Source organism: Hyphomicrobium sp. (assembly GCF_009026145.1).
Classification (GTDB): Bacteria; Pseudomonadota; Alphaproteobacteria; order Rhizobiales; family Hyphomicrobiaceae; genus Hyphomicrobium_A.
In genome coordinates this window covers 26,654-43,335 of record NZ_WBUE01000032.1, presented here as the reverse complement: position 1 = coordinate 43,335, position 16,682 = coordinate 26,654, and the positions used below count along the sequence as shown (strand labels likewise).

Here is a 16,682-nt window from a genome sequence, read left to right as displayed (position 1 = left end):
TCCGGCAGCCTTTCGGCGCCCGCGTGCGGTGGCTCGCAAAGCCGAGGGTGCTCTTCACGACGGCAACGGGCCTTAGGGTCCCACCCGGCGCTTCACGGGCCGGGCTATCATCGCTCAGGACCTAAAGCGGCTGCGCTCCGAAGTTGAATGCGGGAGCGCCGCTGCCGAAGGGCGTCCGTGCGTCCCATTGCTGGGGGCGCCCGGCCTCGGTTCGTTGCCCCGGCATGTGAGAGAGCTAATCTCGCGTCGACGCTGCGAACGGAAAGCAACGCCGCCTCAACCGGGCACCGACCTTGCCCCGCGTCGGCCGCTCAGCTGATGCGTCCCATGACGGGCAGGGATGAGGGGAGGATACGCGCCGCGCGAGGGGCGGGGATAAGGTTGCGATGGCGGATCAATTCGCCGGCCGATGTTGTGGTGTGTCTTGGCCATCCGCGGCGAGGACTATTTGTGGTTCCAGCTCGCCGAGCACACCTATGACACTTACATGCTGTCCGGCAGCGCAAAGGGCCGGTGAAGAGGGCGGCTCTGTCCGCATGGTACGCACCGGTGGGCGGCAGCGCGAAACCCGCCGTGCTGGGCTGATACCAAGTCGTGCTACCCCGCCCGCCGGCCGGTGATGATGTCCCACGCGGCGTTGATCTGCTTCATGCGCAACTCGCGCAGCTCGCGATCTTGCGCGCTCTTGGCATGGTCGGGATGCCAGCTGAGGCGCAGGCCGTCGACGATCTTCTTGATGGCGGTTTCGCTGACTTCCGGCGCCACGCCCATGCCCAGCACCTCGAGCGCCTCGGCGCGCGTTTGCGGGATGGCCTCGCCCCAGCTCGGTGGCGGCCCAACCCATTGCGGCGCCGGTGACGGGGGCTCTGCACCTGGAGACGCCGCAGTGGCGAGCGAGCGGCCCGCGCGCACCAGTCCCCTGCCGCCCGCGCGGCCGTCGAGCGAGACGGCGGCGATGTCGCGCGCGAGCGTAAAGCCGGGCGCCTGATCACGCCTATAGGCGAACAGCAACGCGAGGAGGCCGAGCACGGTCACGCCGCCGACGCCCAAGAGCGCCGGGCTCACGGATTTCGTCAGCCCATCGACAAGGGTGACTGTGATTGATTTGCTCTGACCTTCCTGAGCCGGTGGCGTCTCACTGCGGGAGGTCATGGCCTCGCTCTGAGCGTGGTTTTCCGCGACGATGACGGGCTTGTCTTTCTTCTCGACCGCTGCGGGCACATCCTTGCTGTGCGGTAGCGCCGACGTGGTCGCTGGGGCAGCACGCGCCATTTGCTGCGGCTCAGCCTTCGCTGCCGGCGCGTTCGCTCCGTTGATGATGGTCGGCGCGAGCGGCGTGCCGGTTGCGGTGGCCGCTTCCGCCGCCGGCGCGCTTGCGGGTGTGCGTTCGGGCTTCGCAGGACTCGATGGTGTGGGCGCAGGCGCGCTCTTGGCGACCGGCGGCGCGGCGGGCGGCTTGATCGGCGTCTCCGCTTCGCGCGTCGGCGAGGCAGCCTCGACGCGGGTCGTCTTCGGTGCGGCTCGCTCGGCCACCGCGGGGGCGGGGGCCCAGCCACGCTCGGTTGCCGGCTGCTGGTCGGCGACGAAGAAGGCATCGAGCTCGAGCATCGGCGCAAAGCCCGCCGGCATCTCGACGTCCGCCGGTGCCGCGGCGCGACGCTCGGCGCAATGCCGGCTCAAGGGTCCGTAGCGCCAACCGTAACGAGGGCGCCGTGCGCACGGGTCGTCGGGCGACATGCTCCACCTGGGCGGCATTTCCAGATGCATGCGTCCGTTCTCGACCCAGCTGCGCCCGCCGCTGTGCGTGTCGGCGGCGGCGGCGATGGAGACCCACGGCACGCGCTCACCCGCGCAGTCGACGTCGAACCGGTAGACCTTCCAGCGCCGGCACATGTCCGGATTGACCGGCGAGCACTCGGTGAAGTCGCGCTCCTCGCGCCGCCCGAAGATCCTGTAGCCCTGATCTTGCGCCGGCGTCAGCACGGGCGCGCCGCCGACCACCCTGCACGCATAGGGCATCACCACCAGCTCGCCGGCTTCGGCTACCGTGCAGACGAGCGCTGCCGCTGCGGCAACGAGCTGCGCCAACGTGGACCGGCCGATTGCAGAAGAGCGCATGCGTTCCCCGCTCAGAAAGACTTCGCTCTTGGGGTGGCTAGTCGTCCTTCAGCGTGGCGCATTTATGGCGCGAGCGAGCGTAAGTCCCGGTGAGGACTAGAGTTTACGCTGGTTCTGCCCGCCTCCTGGGCGTAGGCCTCGAGCTCCGGCAATAGCACGACGCTTTCCTGCTCGTTGGGGTCGGTGCGCGCAATGACGGCCGATATCGGCTTGTCGCTGAGATTGACCGGTAGATGCGGAACGCCCGCCGGGATGTAGAACAGGTCTCCGAAGCATCGCTCATGGTGTCAGTCTCCGGCCAGAGTCTCCTGCGCGGAGGACTACGGCTTCACGATGACCGGCGGCACCGACATGTCGAGCGTCGGGGCGCCGGGGCCGGAGGTGTCCGGCGGCGGCGCGCCCGGTATGGTCGGCGGATAGGGCGGCAGCGCAAAGCCCTGGCTCTTGAACGCCGGCACGGTGCCGTCGGTGGGCGCGGCGATGCCGGGCTGCGGCCGGGCGCCGGGCGTCGGCACCGCATCGTGCCGCACCAGCCCTGGGAAGGCGATGAGCAGCGCCACCATCACGCACTGGATGACGACGAACGGCACGGCGCCCCAATAGATCTGCCCGGTGGTGACCGCCGGCATCGTCCGTCCCGTCACCTTGTCCGCGTATGGCAGACGTGGGGCGACCGAGCGCAGATAGAACAGCGCGAAGCCGAACGGCGGATGCATGAAGCTCGTCTGCATGTTCACGGCGAGGATGACGCCGAACCAGATGAGATCGATGCCGAGGGCCTGGGCGGCGGGCGCCAACAGCGGCACGATGATGAAGGCAAGCTCGAAGAAGTCGAGGAAGAAGGCGAGGAAGAACACCAGCACGTTGACGAAGATGAGGAAGCCGACCTCGCCGCCCGGCAGCGACACGAGCAGGTGCTCGACCCACAGATGGCCGTTGGTGCCGTAGAAGGTGAGCGAGAAGATGCGCGCGCCGATGAGGATGAACATCACGAACGCCGACAGCTTGGCGGTGGCGCGCGCCGCCGAGCGCACGATGTCGAGGCTGAAGCGCGCGCGATCGCCGGTGCTGAGGCGCTTGGCGAGAGCCAGCAGCATAGCTCCCACTGCCCCCATGGCACCACCCTCGGTCGGCGTGGCGACGCCGATGAAGATGGTGCCGAGTACGAGGAAGATGAGCAGCAGGGGCGGCACCATGACGAACACCACCTGCTCGGCCAGCGCCGATAGCAGGCTTGGGCCGTGCGCCTGCCTGATCGTCCAACTCGCCCCCGCCGCGACGATGGCGAGGCTGACGGACAATGCCAGCGTCAGGATGACGAGATCGGCGCCGGCATAGGTCGTCCTGCGCATAATGAGCCAGGCGATGGTGCCGCATATGGCGGCGAGCGCGATAAGCGAGGCGTAGCCGCGCGAGCCGTCCGGCTCGCGATGGATGATCGCATCCAGCGGCAGGCCGGGGGCGGCCTGCGTCCAGATCGACGACACGACGAACGCGAACAGCAGGTAGAAGCCGGCCAGCATCAGCCCCGGCACCAGCGCACCGGTGTACATGTCGCCGACCGAGCGGCCGAGCTGGTCGGCGAGGACGATGAGCACGAGCGAGGGCGGGACGATCTGCGCCAGCGTGCCCGAGGCGGCGATGGTGCCGGTGGCGAAGCGCGCGTCGTACCCGTAGCGCAGCATGATCGGTAGCGAGATGAGGCCCATGGAGATGACCGAGGCGGCGACGACGCCGGTCGTCGCCGCGAGCAGTGCGCCGACGAGGATGACCGCATAGGCGAGGCCGCCGTTCACGGTGCCGAAGAGCTGGCCTACCGTCTCCAACAGATCCTCGGCCATGCCGGAGCGCTCGAGGATCAGCCCCATGAAGACGAAGAAGGGAATGGCGAGCAGCGTGTCGTTGGTCATCACGCCGTAGATGCGTTCGGGCAGCGTGCCGAGCAGGGGCCAGGAAAGATTGATGGCGCCTCCCGAATAGGGCGCCAGCTCGACGCCGACGACGAAAAAGATGAGGCCGACGGCAGCCAGCGAGAAGGCGGCGGGGTAGCCGAGCAGCAGGAACAGCACGAGCGCCGCGAACATGATCGGCGCCAGATTCTGTGCGATGAGCTCGAGCATGTCCCCCTCCGCGCTCGATCAGCTCTTGCTGGCGGATGGGGGTGTAGCCGGCGGCTCATCGGTGATGCCCGGCACATCGAGAAGACCGGCCGCCCGTGCGGAGGCGGCGGCCGGATGGCCGGCGCCCCATCCGTCCTCGGGCAGGTCGCCATTCATTATGGCGATGCGCTTGATGAGCTCGGACAACCCCTGCGCGAACAGGATGGCGAAGGCGAGCGGAATGAGGAACTTCACCGGCCACTGCGGCAGGCCGCCGTAGTTGGACGACTGCTCGTTCTGCTCATAGGAGGTGAGGAAGAAGTCCCACGACGTATAGGCGACGAGCGCCGCCGTCGGCAGCAGGAAGAAAACGTGGCCGATGATCTCGATGGCGTTGCGCATCCAGCGAGGGAGGCGCTCGTTCACGATGTCGATGCGTATGTGCTCGTTCTGCGCCAGCGTCCACGGCGCGGCCAGCAGGAAGACGGCGGCGAACAGCCACCACTGCAACTCGAGCCAGGCATTCGAGCTCATGTCGAAGAGTTTGCGGATGATGGCGTTGCCGGCGCTGATGACGGCGGCGACCACGATGAGCCAGGCGACGGACTGGCCGATGAGGCGCGTCGTGGCATCGATCCAGCGGCTCACCGCCAGTAGCGCCTGCATGGTGCGTTTCCCCAGACTTTGGGTCGTCCCGGCAGCGCTTCACCGCTCTGCCGTCGCCTCGCAGGACCGGTATATAGAGGCCAGTCAGCGACTTCCAGGGTGATCGGCGCGGGGGGCTGCATCGGGTTTGCCGAGGCGTCGGCGCCGCATTAGGATGCACCCTCACTCATTTTCTTCTTTTTTGCTTTCTTCAGCGCGCCGCTTGATGGGGGATGTCGTGCTGGGCCAACTCTTGCGCCAAGGTACGCGCTCGGTCGCCATATATTTTTCCGACCTGCTTCTCTGGCTGTCGGTTGCCAGCTTCCTGGAGGTCGCCTTCGTCCTCGTCGCCGGCGTGCTGTGCATCATGACAGCCGGGTTCTTGTTCGAGGGCATGAAGAAGAATCCAGTCGTACTCGCGCTCGGAGCCGCCGTAGCGCTCGGGGGCACCTTCCTGATGTTCCGCGAGGTGAGGGGACTGATTTGGCCGCCGGATCGAGGCTATGCCGCCGGCGAGCCGCAGGGGTCGACCGGCGCGCTGCCGACCGGGACTTGGCCGTGCTCGCAGCTGTCGAAGTTGATGTGTGAGATCGCATCGAGCTGCTCGTGGAGCTCCGCCTTGTCCAAGTGCGCCGACAAGCCCCCTACGTTCCCCCTCGGCGATGCGCCGACGCAAGCATCGCCCCCTGCCTTCTCCTTGTGCGGCAGCTACGCGCGACCCACCTGCGAGCAGCACTTCGCGTGCTACTGGTCGGTGGTCACGAACGGGTGCGAGGAGCTGCGGTTCGGCAAGGGGCTGCTGTCGAGGACGGATGGCCCGTACTTCACCAGCCCCTTCGGATCGCCCGTCGGTCCCAATTGCCGCGGGCGGCTGTCCCAGGCCATGTGCCTCGCAACCGCTGGCTGCAGGTGGTCGTTCGGAATATGCCTGCCGGCGCTGACGACAAAGCCGTCCGAGCCTTAGAGTTCCCCATCGACCGGTGATTGATTCTAGCGGGCCATGGCTTAGATGGCGCAGTATCGCCGCGCCAATGCCCCCTGGAGCCTCCTGCATGTCCGCCACCAAAGACACCGTGCTTGCCGAGCTGCGCCGCATCAAGGGTCCTGACCTGGAAAGCAACATCGTCGACCTGGGGCTCGTCTCGGAGATTCTCGTCAAGGACGACCGGGTCTATTTCTCCATCACCGTTCCGGCGGCGCGCGCCGAGGAGCTGGAGCCGTTGCGCAAGGCGGCCGAGACCGTCGTCGCCAAGGTGCCAGGCGTCGCCGGGGTGAGCGCGGTGCTCACCGCAGAAGCGCCACAGGGAACGGGGCGTGCCCCAGAGAGCGCGCGCGTTACGCAGGCGCGGGCAAGGGGTATGACAGGCAACGGCGGAGGCCGCGCGCCTGCGGCTCCGGCAACCGACGCTGGCACCGGGCCGAAGCCGCTGGCCGCCGTACCCGGCGTCAAGTCGCTGATCGCCGTCGCATCAGGAAAGGGCGGCGTCGGCAAGTCGACGGTAGCCGTCAATCTGGCGCTCGGCCTCAAAGCCGCCGGCAAGAAAGTCGGCATCCTCGACGCGGATATCTACGGGCCGTCGCAGCCGCGCTTGCTGGGCCTCAAGGGTCAGCCGCAGGTGGTGAAGGGCAAGACGCTGAAGCCGATGCAGGGGCATGGCCTCAAGGCCATGTCGATGGGCTTCATGGTCGACGAGGAGACGCCGGTCATCTGGCGCGGGCCGATGGTCGTCGGCGCGCTCAATCAGATGCTGCGCGACGTCGCCTGGGGCGAGGACGGCGACCTCGACGTGCTGATCATTGACATGCCACCGGGCACCGGCGACGTGCAGCTCACCATGGCGCAGCAGGTGCCGCTGTCGGGCGCCGTCATCGTCTCGACGCCACAGGATTTGGCGCTGATCGACGCGCGCAAGGGCCTCGCTATGTTCCGCAAGGTTGGGGTGCCGGTGCTCGGCATCGTCGAGAACATGAGCACCTTCATCTGCCCCAAGTGCGGGGAGCGTTCGGATATTTTCGGTCATGGCGGCGCCGAGGCGGAGGCACAGCGGTTGGGAGTGCCGTTCCTTGGCGCGGTGCCGCTCGACATGGACGTGAGGATGCGCTCCGACTCTGGCCAGCCGATCACGGCAACGCTTCCCGACAGTACGCATGCACAGATCTTCCGCGATATCGCCGCTCGCACGTGGGCAGAACTTGAGCAGGCGAAGGAGATCGCCGTGCGCCCGCCGCGCCTCGAGGTGAGCGACGGTGGGACCATGCTGACCGTCGAGTTTGCCTGCGGTCCGAAATACGAGCTACCGGCCGAGATGCTGCGCGTCATGAGTCCGTCGGCGGAGGTGCAGGGCCACTCGCCGGAGCAGCGCGTCACGGTCGGCGGCAAGCGCAACGTCAAGATCAGGGAGCTGCGCCCGGTCGGCAACTACGCCATCCGCATCGCCTTTAACGATGGGCACGACACGGGCCTTTTTACGTGGACGTATCTGCAGCAGCTCGGGCGCGAGAAGGACAAGCGCTGGGGCCAATACCTCGACGAGCTGGCGAAGAAGGGGCTCAGCCGCGGGTAAACGCGGCTTTTGCTACAACAATTTGCGTGGGTTGTGGCCCAATCAACGCACGCCCCGGACTTGACTTAGGGGCGTTTCTTTTCGATGTTTCGCCCATTGCGACGAACGTCTGCGCCGGTTGGCCAAGGGAAGGGCCTGCCGGCTTTCAGTGCAGAGATCAACGTACCAGCGAAGCCACACGAGGAGAGACAACATCCGCCGACCAATGCGAGCCGCGCCCGAGCGCGAGCCATCCGGGCCCCGGATCAACGATGCCATTCGGGTCAAGGAAGTACGACTGATCGACGAGAATGGGCAGAACGTTGGTGTCGTAAGCCACGCCGACGCACTCGAGCGGGCCGTCAAGGCCGGCCTCGATCTTGTGGAGGTTTCACCGGAAGCCGACCCCCCCGTCTGCAAGATCCTCGACTTCGGCAAATACAAATATCAAGCGCAGAAGAAGGCGGCCGAGGCGCGCAAGCATCAGAAGATCGTCGAGATCAAAGAGATCAAGATGCGCCCCGCCATTGACGATCACGACTACGACGTGAAGATGCGCTCGATCAAAAGGTTCTTCGAGGAGGGCGACAAGGTGAAGGTCACCTTGCGCTTCCGCGGCCGCGAGATGGCGCACCAGCAGCTCGGCATGGAAGTGCTGCAGCGAGTGAAGGGCGACCTGGAGCCGATCGCCAAGGTCGAATCCGAGCCGCGCCTGGAAGGCCGGCAGATGGTGATGGTGCTGGCGCCGAGGTAGCCGGCTCGTCTCGGCGCCGGTTCCCGCAGGGGGAGGTAGGGGTGCCGAACGACATCGGACGTTCGCATACGCGCGGTCACCGGCTGCTGCCGGTGGCCGCGTTGTTCGTTATGGTGACGGCGGGTCTTGCGCCACACGTCGCCGCGCAGGTCGTCAGGCCGCCGGGCGGGGGCATAGGCGGCGGCGCCGGGCTAAAGCCGATGCCGCCCCCACATCCTCCGATGGCGCCAACGCTCACGCCGCCCGCGTTGCCGACACCGGTGCTTCCGACGCCCGTCGTCCCGCCTCCCGTGGCCGCTCCCCAGCCGGCCACGCCCGCTGCGCCTGCGGTGGTGCGCTTCCGCTGTCAGCTCGACCCCGGGGCGGAAGCCTGCAAGGAGCCGCCGGCGGCCGATGGCGGCGGGGGCGATGAGGAATGCAATTGCGCCCGCGATTACTGCTACGACGATCCCACCGGTTTCCGGGTCTGCCAGAAGCAGTAAACGGCCGAAAAATCGGCGCGCAGACCGCTTGCCGTTTGCTGGCCGCGCCCGTATAAGGGCGCCGAAGCCGCCCGGCGGGGCATGCCGTGGCGGCTTTTATGCTTTGACAGCCTCAACAAGGCGGCTCCTCCCCAATCGGGGGACGTTTCCCATCGGCCCAGCGCCGGTTGCGTGAATTAGGGCCGCCGCGCGTGGAGAAAGGATCGAGCCAAATGCCCAAGATGAAGACCAAGAGCGGCGCCAAAAAGCGCTTCAAGATGACGGGAACGGGCAAGGTGAAAGCCGCCGCCCAGGGCAAGCGCCACGGCATGATCAAGCGCCACGCGAAGTTCATTCGCCAGGCGCGCGGCACCATGGTGCTGAACGAGTCTGACGCCAAGATCGTCAAGAAGTACATGCCCTACGCCCGCTGAGCAGAGCCAAGGCTCGCCAGCATCCGCACAACGTCGTTTGAAGGAGCAGTTCCATGGCACGCGTCAAGCGCGGCGTCACCGCCCATGCCAAGCACAAGAAAGTCCTGAAGGCCGCCAAGGGCTACTATGGCCGCCGCAAGAACACTATCCGCGTCGCGAAGCAGGCCGTCGAAAAGGCCATGCAGTACCAGTATCGCGACCGCAAGCGTAAGAAGCGCACCTTCCGGGCGCTGTGGATCCAACGCATCAATGCCGCCGTGCGCGAGCACGGGCTGACCTACGGTCGATTTATCGACGGCCTCAACAAGGCGGGCATCGAGATCGACCGCAAGGTGCTGGCTGATCTCGCCGTCAAGGATGCCGCTGGGTTCAAGGCGCTGGCGGATCAGGCCGCCGCCGCCGTCAAGAAGGCCGCTGCTTAAGGTGCCGCCCTAGGTGTCATCCTCGGGCTTGTCCCGAGGATCCATCTCGCCCCTTGCGCCGGAGCAAGCGGATATATGGATCCTCGGCATGAAGCCGAGGATGACAGAGAGTGGAGCTCCGCTCGCACATGACCTCTGTCGCCCAAAGCTCAGATTTGAAGGGGCTCGAGCGCGAGCTGCTGGCCTCTATTGCAGGTGCCGGCGATCTCGCCGCCATCGAGCAGGTGCGCATTGCCGTGCTCGGCAAGAAGGGCCGCATTGCCGAGCTGATGCAGACGCTGGGCACGCTGCCGCCCGAGGCGCGCAAGGGCTTCGGCCAGTCGGTCAACGAGATCAAGACGCGCGTTTCTGAGGCGCTGGAAGCGCGCAAGGTCGCGCTGGAAGGCGAGGCACTATCGCAGCGCCTCGCCAGCGAGCGCGCCGACGTCACTTTGCCGGTACGTCTCGGCGCCGTCGCCGACGGCCGCATCCACCCCGTGAGCCAGGTCTACGACGAGTGCGTCGAGATCTTCGCCGACATGGGCTTTGCCGTCGCCGAGGGTCCTGACATCGAAACCGACGACCTCAACTTCACCAAGCTCAACATTCCGCCCGAGCATCCGGCGCGGCAGGAGCACGACACGTTCTACTTCCAGCCGAAAGAGGATGGATCCCGTCTGTTGCTGCGCACGCATACCAGCCCGGTGCAGATCCGCACCATGCTGGCGAGCAAGCCGCCGATCCGCGTCATCGCGCCGGGACGCGTCTACCGCTGCGACAGCGACCAGACGCACACGCCGATGTTCCATCAGATCGAGGCCCTCGTCATCGACGAAGAGACCCACATGGGGCACTTGAAGTGGGTGCTGGAGGAGTTCTGCAAGGCCTTTTTCGAGGTGGACGAGGTGAAGATGCGCTTCCGCGCCTCGCACTTCCCGTTCACCGAGCCGTCGATGGAGGTCGACATCGGCGCCGAGGCGATCGGCAAACCGGGGCAGTGGCTGGAGATTCTCGGGTGCGGCATGGTGCATCCGAACGTGCTGAGGAATTGCGGCCTCGATCCGGAGAAGTATCAGGGCTTCGCCTTCGGCATGGGTCTCGATCGCATCGCCATGCTGAAGTACGGGCTCACCGACCTGCGCGCGTTCTTCTCGGGCGACTTGCGCTGGCTGCGCCACTACGGGTTCTCGGTGCTCGACGTGCCGACGCTGTCCGGCGGCCTGTCGGGTTGAATGCATTCTCCCTCTCCCCGCGTGCGGGGGAGAGGGCGGGGTGAGGGGCAGCCGCTTGTGTGGAGCGAGCATCTGCCCCTCACCCTAACCCTCTCCCCATGAAGGATGGGGAGAGGGGATTTGGGAGCCGCAGATGAAATTCACGCTGTCGTGGCTGAAAGACCATCTCGACACCGACGCATCGCTCGAGGCACTGGAGGCGAAGCTGTCGGCCATCGGCCTCGAGGTCGAGTCGATCGACAATCCGGCGGCGAAGCTCGCCGCCTTCACCATCGCGCGCGTTCTCGAAGCCAAGCAGCACCCCAACGCCGACCGGTTGCGCGTCGTGCAAGTCGAGATCGCCAAGGGCAAGCCGCCCGTGGAGGTCGTGTGCGGGGCACCGAACGCGCGCGCCGGCATGGTCGCGGTATTCGCGCCGCTCGGCACCTACATCCCCGGCAGCGGCATCACGTTGGAGAAGAAGCCGGTGCGCGGCATCGTCTCCAACGGCATGCTCGTGTCGGAGCGCGAGCTCGAGCTGTCCGACGCGCACGAGGGCATCATCGAGCTGCCGCCCGACATGGCTTCCAGCGTCGGCGAGAAATACGCCGAGGCCATGGGCCTCGCCGATCCGGTCATCGAGGTGAAGTTGACCCCCAACCGCCCCGATTGCACCGGCGTGCGCGGTATCGCGCGCGATCTCGCCGCCGCCGGTCTCGGCAAATTGAAACCCGAGCCGCAGATCGAAGGCGTCGAAGGCGAGTTCGACTCACCCGTCAACATCAAGCTCGAGTTCAGTAAGGACACGGCCGACGCCTGCCCCGTGTTCGCCGGGCGCTATGTGCGCGGGGTCAAGAACGGGCCGTCGCCCGCCTGGCTGCAGCAGCGTCTGAAAGCGGTCGGGCTGCGGCCGATCAATGCGCTCGTCGACGTGACCAACTACATCAGCCAGGACCGCGGGCGCCCCTTGCACGTCTACGACGCCGACAAGCTGAAGGGCGCCGTGCGCGCGCGCCTCGGCAAGGCGGGCGAGAAGCTCCTTGCGCTCGACGGCAAGGAGTACGCGGTCGACGAGACGATGTGCGTCATCGCCGACGATAATGGCCCGCTCGGTCTCGGCGGCGTCATCGGCGGCGAAGCCTCCGGCTCCACCGACGCAACAGTCAACGTGCTGATCGAGTGCGCCTACTTCGATCCTGCCCGCACCGCGGCGACCGGGCGCAAGACCGGCCTCGTGACGGACGCGCGCTATCGCTTCGAGCGCGGCGTCGATCCGGCTTCCGTGCTTCCCGGTCTCGATCTCGCCACCGACATGATCTTGCAGCTCGCCGACGGAGAGCCGTCGAAGGCGAAGGTCGCCGGCAAGCCGCCCGTCGAGAAGCGCGTCATCGACTTCGACTATGCGCGCGTCGGCAAGCTCACCGGGCTCGAGATCAAGGACGCCGAGATCAAGGCGGTCCTCGAAAGGCTCGGCTGCACGGTGACGGGCAAGGGCAAGTCGGCGAAGGTGGCGGTGCCGACCTGGCGGCCTGATATTCACGGGGTCGCTGACCTTGTCGAGGAGGTGGTGCGCATCGCTGGCCTGGAGCGCGTGCCGGCGACGCCGATGCCGCGTCCCGCCGGCGTCGCCCGCCCGGTGCTTACCGAGCGCCAGAAGCGCGCCCGTCGCGCGCGTCGCACGCTGGCGGCCCGCGGACTCGTCGAGGCGATCACCTGGTCGTTCGTCCCGGCGGCAGAGGCAAAAGCGTTCGGTGGCGGCGCGGCGGCGCTGGAGCTCGCCAATCCCATCTCCGTCGAGATGTCGTCGATGCGCCCCGGCTTGCTCCCTGGGCTACTCGCGGCGCTGAAGCGCAACCGCAATCGCGGCTTTTCTGACGCGGCGCTGTTCGAGCTCGGGCAAGCGTACCGCGGCGAGAAGGCGGACGATCAGTACCTGTCGGCCTCAGGCGTGCGTTCCGGCACGGCCAAGGTCGGTGGCAGCGGGCGCTACTGGGACGGCGTGGCAAGAGAGGTCGACGTATTCGACGCCAAGGCCGATGTGTTCGCGGTGCTCATTGCGCTCGGCCTCGATCCCGCCAAGGCGCAGATCACGCGCGATGCGCCGGCCTGGTATCATCCCGGCCGCTCGGGCACGCTGCGCCTCGGCCCCAAGACCGTCCTCGCCCACTTCGGCGAGCTGCATCCGGCAACGCTGAGGGAGCTCGACGTGGCGCCCCCCGTCGCTGCCTTGGAGATCTTTCTCGACGCACTGCCGGCGCAGAAGGCCAAGAGCCGCGCCAAGCCGCGCCTCGAGGCCAACGACCTCTTGCCCGTACGCCGCGACTTCGCCTTTGTGCTCGATCGTGGCGTGCCCGCGGGCGATGTGGTGCGCGCCGCCGCCAGCGCCGACAAGGCGCTGATTCGCGAGGTCTCAGTGTTCGACGTCTTCGAGGGCGGCGCGCTTGAGAAGGAAGGCAAGAAGTCGCTCGCCATCGAGGTGACGCTGCAACCGACGGCCGAGACGCTGACCGACAAGGAGATCGAGGCGGTGGCGCAGAAAGTCGCGGCGGCGGTGAAGGCGGCGACGGGCGGCGAGATCCGCTCCTGAGCGGCGCCGCTTAGTGGTTTTTCAGCACATTGCGTGCTTCGTGGTCGCGCGGGCAATACTCGACTCGTGCGCGGAGGATCGGCACCGATGGACAATCGCAAGCTACTCATGTTCGGCTTCATCGCCTGCATCTTGGCAGCGCTCGCCTACACGTTCGTGTTCGCCGATCTTCCCTTCGCCACGGGGCCGGCAACGCCAGAAGCGCCCGCCGCGGCGTCGTCCGAGGCGCCTCCTGCGCCCGCGCCGTAGCGTCACGTGCCGCTCGGCGGCGTGCCGCACTGCGCCCCGCTATGGAATCGATAAGCCCGACGCTAGCGCTCCGCGGGCTGGCCGGTGCTATAAGCGCGTCGGCCCGTAGGTTTTGATCCCAAGAGGCGCTCCGCGATGACCGAGATGACGACCGTTCCCGCGACAACCAAGGTAATGCCGGTCGGCGGCGGTGACAGCGACCTGCCGCACATCATCATCGTCGGCGGCGGCGCCGGCGGTCTGGAGTTGGCGACGCGCCTCGGCGACAAGCTCGGCCGCGACCGCTGGTGGCGCAAGAAATCGGCGCAGATCTCGCTCATCGAGCGCTCGCGCACGCACGTCTGGAAGCCGCTGCTGCACGAAATCGCCGCCGGCAGCATGGATACGGCGCAGCACGAGATCGAATACCAGGCGCAAGGCTACTGGCACGGCTTCAAGTTCCGCTACGGCGAGATGACCGGCATCGACCGCAAAAAGCAGCTCGTCTACCTCGCCGCCACCTACGACGAGGACGGGCGCGAGATCACGCCGGTCAGATCGTTCCGCTACGACATCCTCGTCATCGCCATCGGCTGCGTCGGCAACGACTTCGGCACGCCGGGCGTCAAGGAACACGCCATCATGCTCGATACGCCGGAGCAGGCCGAGCGCTTCAACCGGCGCCTGATCAACGCCTGCGTGCGCGCCTACGCGCAGGAGGGGCCGATCCGCCCCGGCCAGCTGGACGTCGCCATCATCGGTGCCGGCGCCACCGGCACCGAGCTTGCCGCCGAGCTGCATCAAACGGCGCGCGGCGTCGTCGCCTTCGGCCTCGACAAGATCGATCCGGAGAACGATATCAAGATCACGCTTATCGAAGCTGCGCCGCGCATTCTTCCGGCGCTGCCCGAGCGCATCGCCAATGCGGTGGCGGAGACGCTGCGCAAGTTGAAGGTCGATATCCGAGCCGGATCGCGCGTGACGGCGGTAACCGCCGAGGGCGTGAAGCTCGCCGACGGCGCCTTCATCCCATCCGAGCTCGTCGTCTGGGCCGCGGGCGTGAAAGGGCCGGATGTCCTGGGCAAGCTCGATGGGCTCGAGGTGAGCCGCTCAAATCAGCTGATCGTCACCGACACGCTGCAGACGACGCGCGACCCCAACATATTTGCCTTGGGTGACAGCGCGTACCTCGTGCCGAAGGGCGCCAGCACCCCCATTCCTCCGCGCGCGCAGGCCGCGCACCAGGAAGCCTCGCATCTCTACACGGAGATCCAGCGCAAGCTGAAGAGCGAGCCGCTGCGTCCGTTCCACTATCGCGACTTCGGCTCGCTCGTCTCGCTCGGCGAGTACTCGACCGTCGGCAACCTCATGGGCTTCATCGTCGGTCGCAATTTCTTCATCGAGGGCTTGTTCGCGCGCCTGATGTACCGCTCGCTCTACAAGATGCACGAGATGGCGCTACACGGGCCATGGAAGGTGGCGCTCGACACGCTGTCGCGGTCGCTCACGCGCCGTACCGAGCCCGTCGTCAAGCTGCACTGAAGCGTGCCGCCGTTCTGTCATCCCGGGCGAGCGAGGCGGTATGCCGAGCGAAGACCCGGGACCCAGGAGAGAAGCGCGAAGCTCAATCTAATGAGGCTGCGCCGCTCATGGCGCTGGGTCCCGGATAGCCTCCGCTTACGCGTCGGCTTCCGGGATGACAGAGGAGTGCTAAGCGCAAGGTCAGCCGCTGCGGCGGAGGGCGGCGAGCAGCTCGGGCGTGGCATAGGAATCGGCCGGGAAGCCGAGCTTCATCTGCATGTCCTTGACCGCGGCGCGCGTCTTGGCACCGGCGAGCCCGTCGATCTTGCCCACGTCGTAGCCGCGCCGAGCGAGGATCTGCTGCAACTCCTTGGTTTGCGGTGCGTCGAGCCCGTTAGTCTGCCCGCGGCCGCGCGACATGGCCGGCGCGCCGTCGATGCGGGTGGCGAGATAGGCGGCGGTGGTCGCGTAGCTCAGTGAGTTGTTCCACTCCGTGTAGATACCGAAGTTCGGATAGGCGAGGAACGCCGGCCCGTTGCGCCCCATGGGTAGCAGCAGCGACGCCGTGAGATTGTCGGCGGGGATGGAGCTGCCGTCGGGATACTCGATGCCCCATTCGGCCCACTGGCTGCGCGGCAGCTTGATGGCGAGGTCGGCCTGGTCCCACGGCAGATCCTTCGTCACCCGCACCTCCTCGAGCCACGGCTCGTTGGCGCGCCAACCGAGGTTCTTCATATAGTTCGCCGTCGATCCGATCACATCGTCGTCGTTGGAGAACAGGTTGATGCGCCCGTCGCCGTCATAGTCGATGGCGTAGTCGAGATAGCGCGTGGGCAGGAATTGTGTCTGGCCGATCTCGCCCGCCCACGAGCCGATCATGCCCGAGGGGCTCATGTCGCCGCGGTCGATGATTTGCAGCGCCGCGATCAGCTCCTCGGTGAACATCTCGCTGCGCCGGCAGTCGTAGGCGAGGGCGACGAGGGACGGCATGATGGGAAGCTTGCCCATGCCGGCGCCGAAGTCGCTCTCCAGCGCCCAGAAGCCGGTGATGACCGACGCGGGCACGCCGAATTCCGCCTTCGCGCGCTCGAACGTCGTGCGATGCTCGGCGACCTTGCGCTTGCTCGACTGCACGCGATTGGGCGTCGCCAGCTTGTTCTGGAAATCGAGGAAGCTCATGACGAAGATGGCGCCCTGCTTGCGATCGCGCCCGATGATCTGCGTGCTGAGCGGAATCCCGTCGACGATGGCGATCGATTGACGGCTGACGCCGCGCGCCGCCGCCTCCTTGCGGAAGCGGGCCTTCCAAGATTCGAAGCTCTCGGTGTTGCGGCAGTTCTCCTTTGGCGGCGGATAGGGCGGGCGCTTCTGCGGATTGGTACCGTGGGTCGAGATAGCGGCGGCGGCCGCCTGCGTGGCAGCCGGAGCAGCTTCTGCGGGTGCGGCTGGCGTCGTCGCGGGGGTGGCCCCTTGCGCTGGATCGGCCGGAGCGACAGCGGCGGGCGCCACGGCAGCCGGTGCGGCTGCGGGCGGGGGCGCCTTGCGCACGGCCTTCTTCTTTGGCGGCTCGACTCTGAAGGCGGGCGAGGGTTCGATCTGCGCCGTGGCGATGTCGGTGGCGCCGAAATGAATGGCGGCGGCGGCGATCGCCGCGCAGAATTTCATGACGTGCATTACGCG

Annotated in this window: 14 protein-coding genes and 1 pseudogene; 10 read left to right on the top strand and 5 right to left on the bottom strand. The window is 66.9% G+C overall.

Annotated elements, in window-relative coordinates; translation table 11 throughout:
• Nucleotides 1-597: 597 nt before the first annotated feature.
• The 4 genes and pseudogenes from F9K20_RS18670 to F9K20_RS18655 all read right to left on the bottom strand — a co-directional run bounded on the left by F9K20_RS18670 (nt 598) and on the right by F9K20_RS18655 (nt 4,883).
• Nucleotides 598-2,118, bottom strand: a complete 1,521-nt coding sequence (locus tag F9K20_RS18670; protein WP_291005476.1) for a hypothetical protein — start codon at nt 2,116-2,118, stop codon at nt 598-600.
• A gap of 62 nt (nt 2,119-2,180) precedes the next feature.
• Nucleotides 2,181-2,387, bottom strand: a pseudogene (locus F9K20_RS18665) (hypothetical protein); the annotation flags it as partial.
• A gap of 51 nt (nt 2,388-2,438) precedes the next feature.
• Nucleotides 2,439-4,238 (bottom strand): TRAP transporter large permease subunit, encoded by a 1,800-nt coding sequence (locus tag F9K20_RS18660; RefSeq protein ID WP_291005473.1) that lies wholly within the window; start codon nt 4,236-4,238, stop codon nt 2,439-2,441.
• A gap of 18 nt (nt 4,239-4,256) precedes the next feature.
• A complete protein-coding gene (locus F9K20_RS18655; RefSeq protein ID WP_291005468.1) occupies nt 4,257-4,883 on the bottom strand; it encodes a TRAP transporter small permease subunit in 627 nt (208 codons plus the stop codon).
• A 217-nt stretch (nt 4,884-5,100) separates the two neighbouring features.
• Here F9K20_RS18655 and F9K20_RS18650 point away from each other — a divergent pair, with 217 nt between their 5' ends.
• The 10 genes from F9K20_RS18650 to F9K20_RS18605 all read left to right on the top strand — a co-directional run bounded on the left by F9K20_RS18650 (nt 5,101) and on the right by F9K20_RS18605 (nt 15,023).
• Nucleotides 5,101-5,826, top strand: a complete 726-nt coding sequence (locus tag F9K20_RS18650) for a hypothetical protein (protein ID WP_291005466.1) — start codon at nt 5,101-5,103, stop codon at nt 5,824-5,826.
• An 88-nt stretch (nt 5,827-5,914) separates the two neighbouring features.
• Nucleotides 5,915-7,426 (top strand): P-loop NTPase, encoded by a 1,512-nt coding sequence (locus F9K20_RS18645; protein WP_291005463.1) that lies wholly within the window; start codon nt 5,915-5,917, stop codon nt 7,424-7,426.
• Nucleotides 7,427-7,619: 193 nt separating this feature from the next.
• Nucleotides 7,620-8,159 carry a translation initiation factor IF-3 gene (infC, locus tag F9K20_RS18640; protein ID WP_291005482.1) on the top strand — a complete coding sequence of 180 codons (540 nt, stop codon included), beginning with the start codon at nt 7,620-7,622 and terminating at the stop codon, nt 8,157-8,159.
• Nucleotides 8,160-8,200: 41 nt separating this feature from the next.
• Nucleotides 8,201-8,641 carry a hypothetical protein gene (locus F9K20_RS18635; RefSeq protein ID WP_291005459.1) on the top strand — a complete coding sequence of 147 codons (441 nt, stop codon included), beginning with the start codon at nt 8,201-8,203 and terminating at the stop codon, nt 8,639-8,641.
• Between the two features lie 212 nt (nt 8,642-8,853).
• Nucleotides 8,854-9,054, top strand: a complete 201-nt coding sequence (rpmI, locus tag F9K20_RS18630) for a 50S ribosomal protein L35 (protein ID WP_291005435.1) — start codon at nt 8,854-8,856, stop codon at nt 9,052-9,054.
• Nucleotides 9,055-9,107: 53 nt separating this feature from the next.
• A complete protein-coding gene (gene rplT / locus F9K20_RS18625; protein ID WP_291005433.1) occupies nt 9,108-9,476 on the top strand; it encodes a 50S ribosomal protein L20 in 369 nt (122 codons plus the stop codon).
• Between the two features lie 128 nt (nt 9,477-9,604).
• On the top strand, nt 9,605-10,687 hold the full coding sequence (gene pheS, locus F9K20_RS18620) for a phenylalanine--tRNA ligase subunit alpha (RefSeq protein WP_291005431.1): 1,083 nt from the start codon (nt 9,605-9,607) through the stop codon (nt 10,685-10,687).
• Between the two features lie 133 nt (nt 10,688-10,820).
• Complete coding sequence (pheT, locus tag F9K20_RS18615; RefSeq protein ID WP_291005428.1) at nt 10,821-13,253, top strand: phenylalanine--tRNA ligase subunit beta; 2,433 nt, start codon at nt 10,821-10,823, stop codon at nt 13,251-13,253.
• 87 nt (nt 13,254-13,340) lie between these two features.
• Nucleotides 13,341-13,502 (top strand): hypothetical protein, encoded by a 162-nt coding sequence (locus F9K20_RS18610; protein WP_291005425.1) that lies wholly within the window; start codon nt 13,341-13,343, stop codon nt 13,500-13,502.
• A 174-nt stretch (nt 13,503-13,676) separates the two neighbouring features.
• Nucleotides 13,677-15,023, top strand: a complete 1,347-nt coding sequence (locus tag F9K20_RS18605) for an NAD(P)/FAD-dependent oxidoreductase (protein ID WP_291005479.1) — start codon at nt 13,677-13,679, stop codon at nt 15,021-15,023.
• 180 nt (nt 15,024-15,203) lie between these two features.
• Here F9K20_RS18605 and F9K20_RS18600 read toward each other — a convergent pair whose 3' ends face one another.
• Nucleotides 15,204-16,676 (bottom strand): lytic murein transglycosylase, encoded by a 1,473-nt coding sequence (locus tag F9K20_RS18600; RefSeq protein WP_291005422.1) that lies wholly within the window; start codon nt 16,674-16,676, stop codon nt 15,204-15,206.
• Nucleotides 16,677-16,682: the final 6 nt, after the last annotated feature.

What these genes read in the sequence shown, in the direction of transcription:
- F9K20_RS18670 (WP_291005476.1), bottom strand. Translation starts at nt 2,118, where the DNA reads ATGCGCTCTTCTGCAATCGGCCGGTCCACGTTGGCGCAGCTCGTTGCC.
- F9K20_RS18660 (WP_291005473.1), bottom strand. Translation starts at nt 4,238, where the DNA reads ATGCTCGAGCTCATCGCACAGAATCTGGCGCCGATCATGTTCGCGGCG.
- F9K20_RS18655 (WP_291005468.1), bottom strand. Translation starts at nt 4,883, where the DNA reads ATGCAGGCGCTACTGGCGGTGAGCCGCTGGATCGATGCCACGACGCGC.
- F9K20_RS18645 (WP_291005463.1), top strand. Translation starts at nt 5,915, where the DNA reads ATGTCCGCCACCAAAGACACCGTGCTTGCCGAGCTGCGCCGCATCAAG.
- rpmI (WP_291005435.1), top strand. Translation starts at nt 8,854, where the DNA reads ATGCCCAAGATGAAGACCAAGAGCGGCGCCAAAAAGCGCTTCAAGATG.
- rplT (WP_291005433.1), top strand. Translation starts at nt 9,108, where the DNA reads ATGGCACGCGTCAAGCGCGGCGTCACCGCCCATGCCAAGCACAAGAAA.
- pheS (WP_291005431.1), top strand. Translation starts at nt 9,605, where the DNA reads ATGACCTCTGTCGCCCAAAGCTCAGATTTGAAGGGGCTCGAGCGCGAG.
- pheT (WP_291005428.1), top strand. Translation starts at nt 10,821, where the DNA reads ATGAAATTCACGCTGTCGTGGCTGAAAGACCATCTCGACACCGACGCA.
- F9K20_RS18610 (WP_291005425.1), top strand. Translation starts at nt 13,341, where the DNA reads ATGGACAATCGCAAGCTACTCATGTTCGGCTTCATCGCCTGCATCTTG.
- F9K20_RS18605 (WP_291005479.1), top strand. Translation starts at nt 13,677, where the DNA reads ATGCCGGTCGGCGGCGGTGACAGCGACCTGCCGCACATCATCATCGTC.
- F9K20_RS18600 (WP_291005422.1), bottom strand. Translation starts at nt 16,676, where the DNA reads ATGCACGTCATGAAATTCTGCGCGGCGATCGCCGCCGCCGCCATTCAT.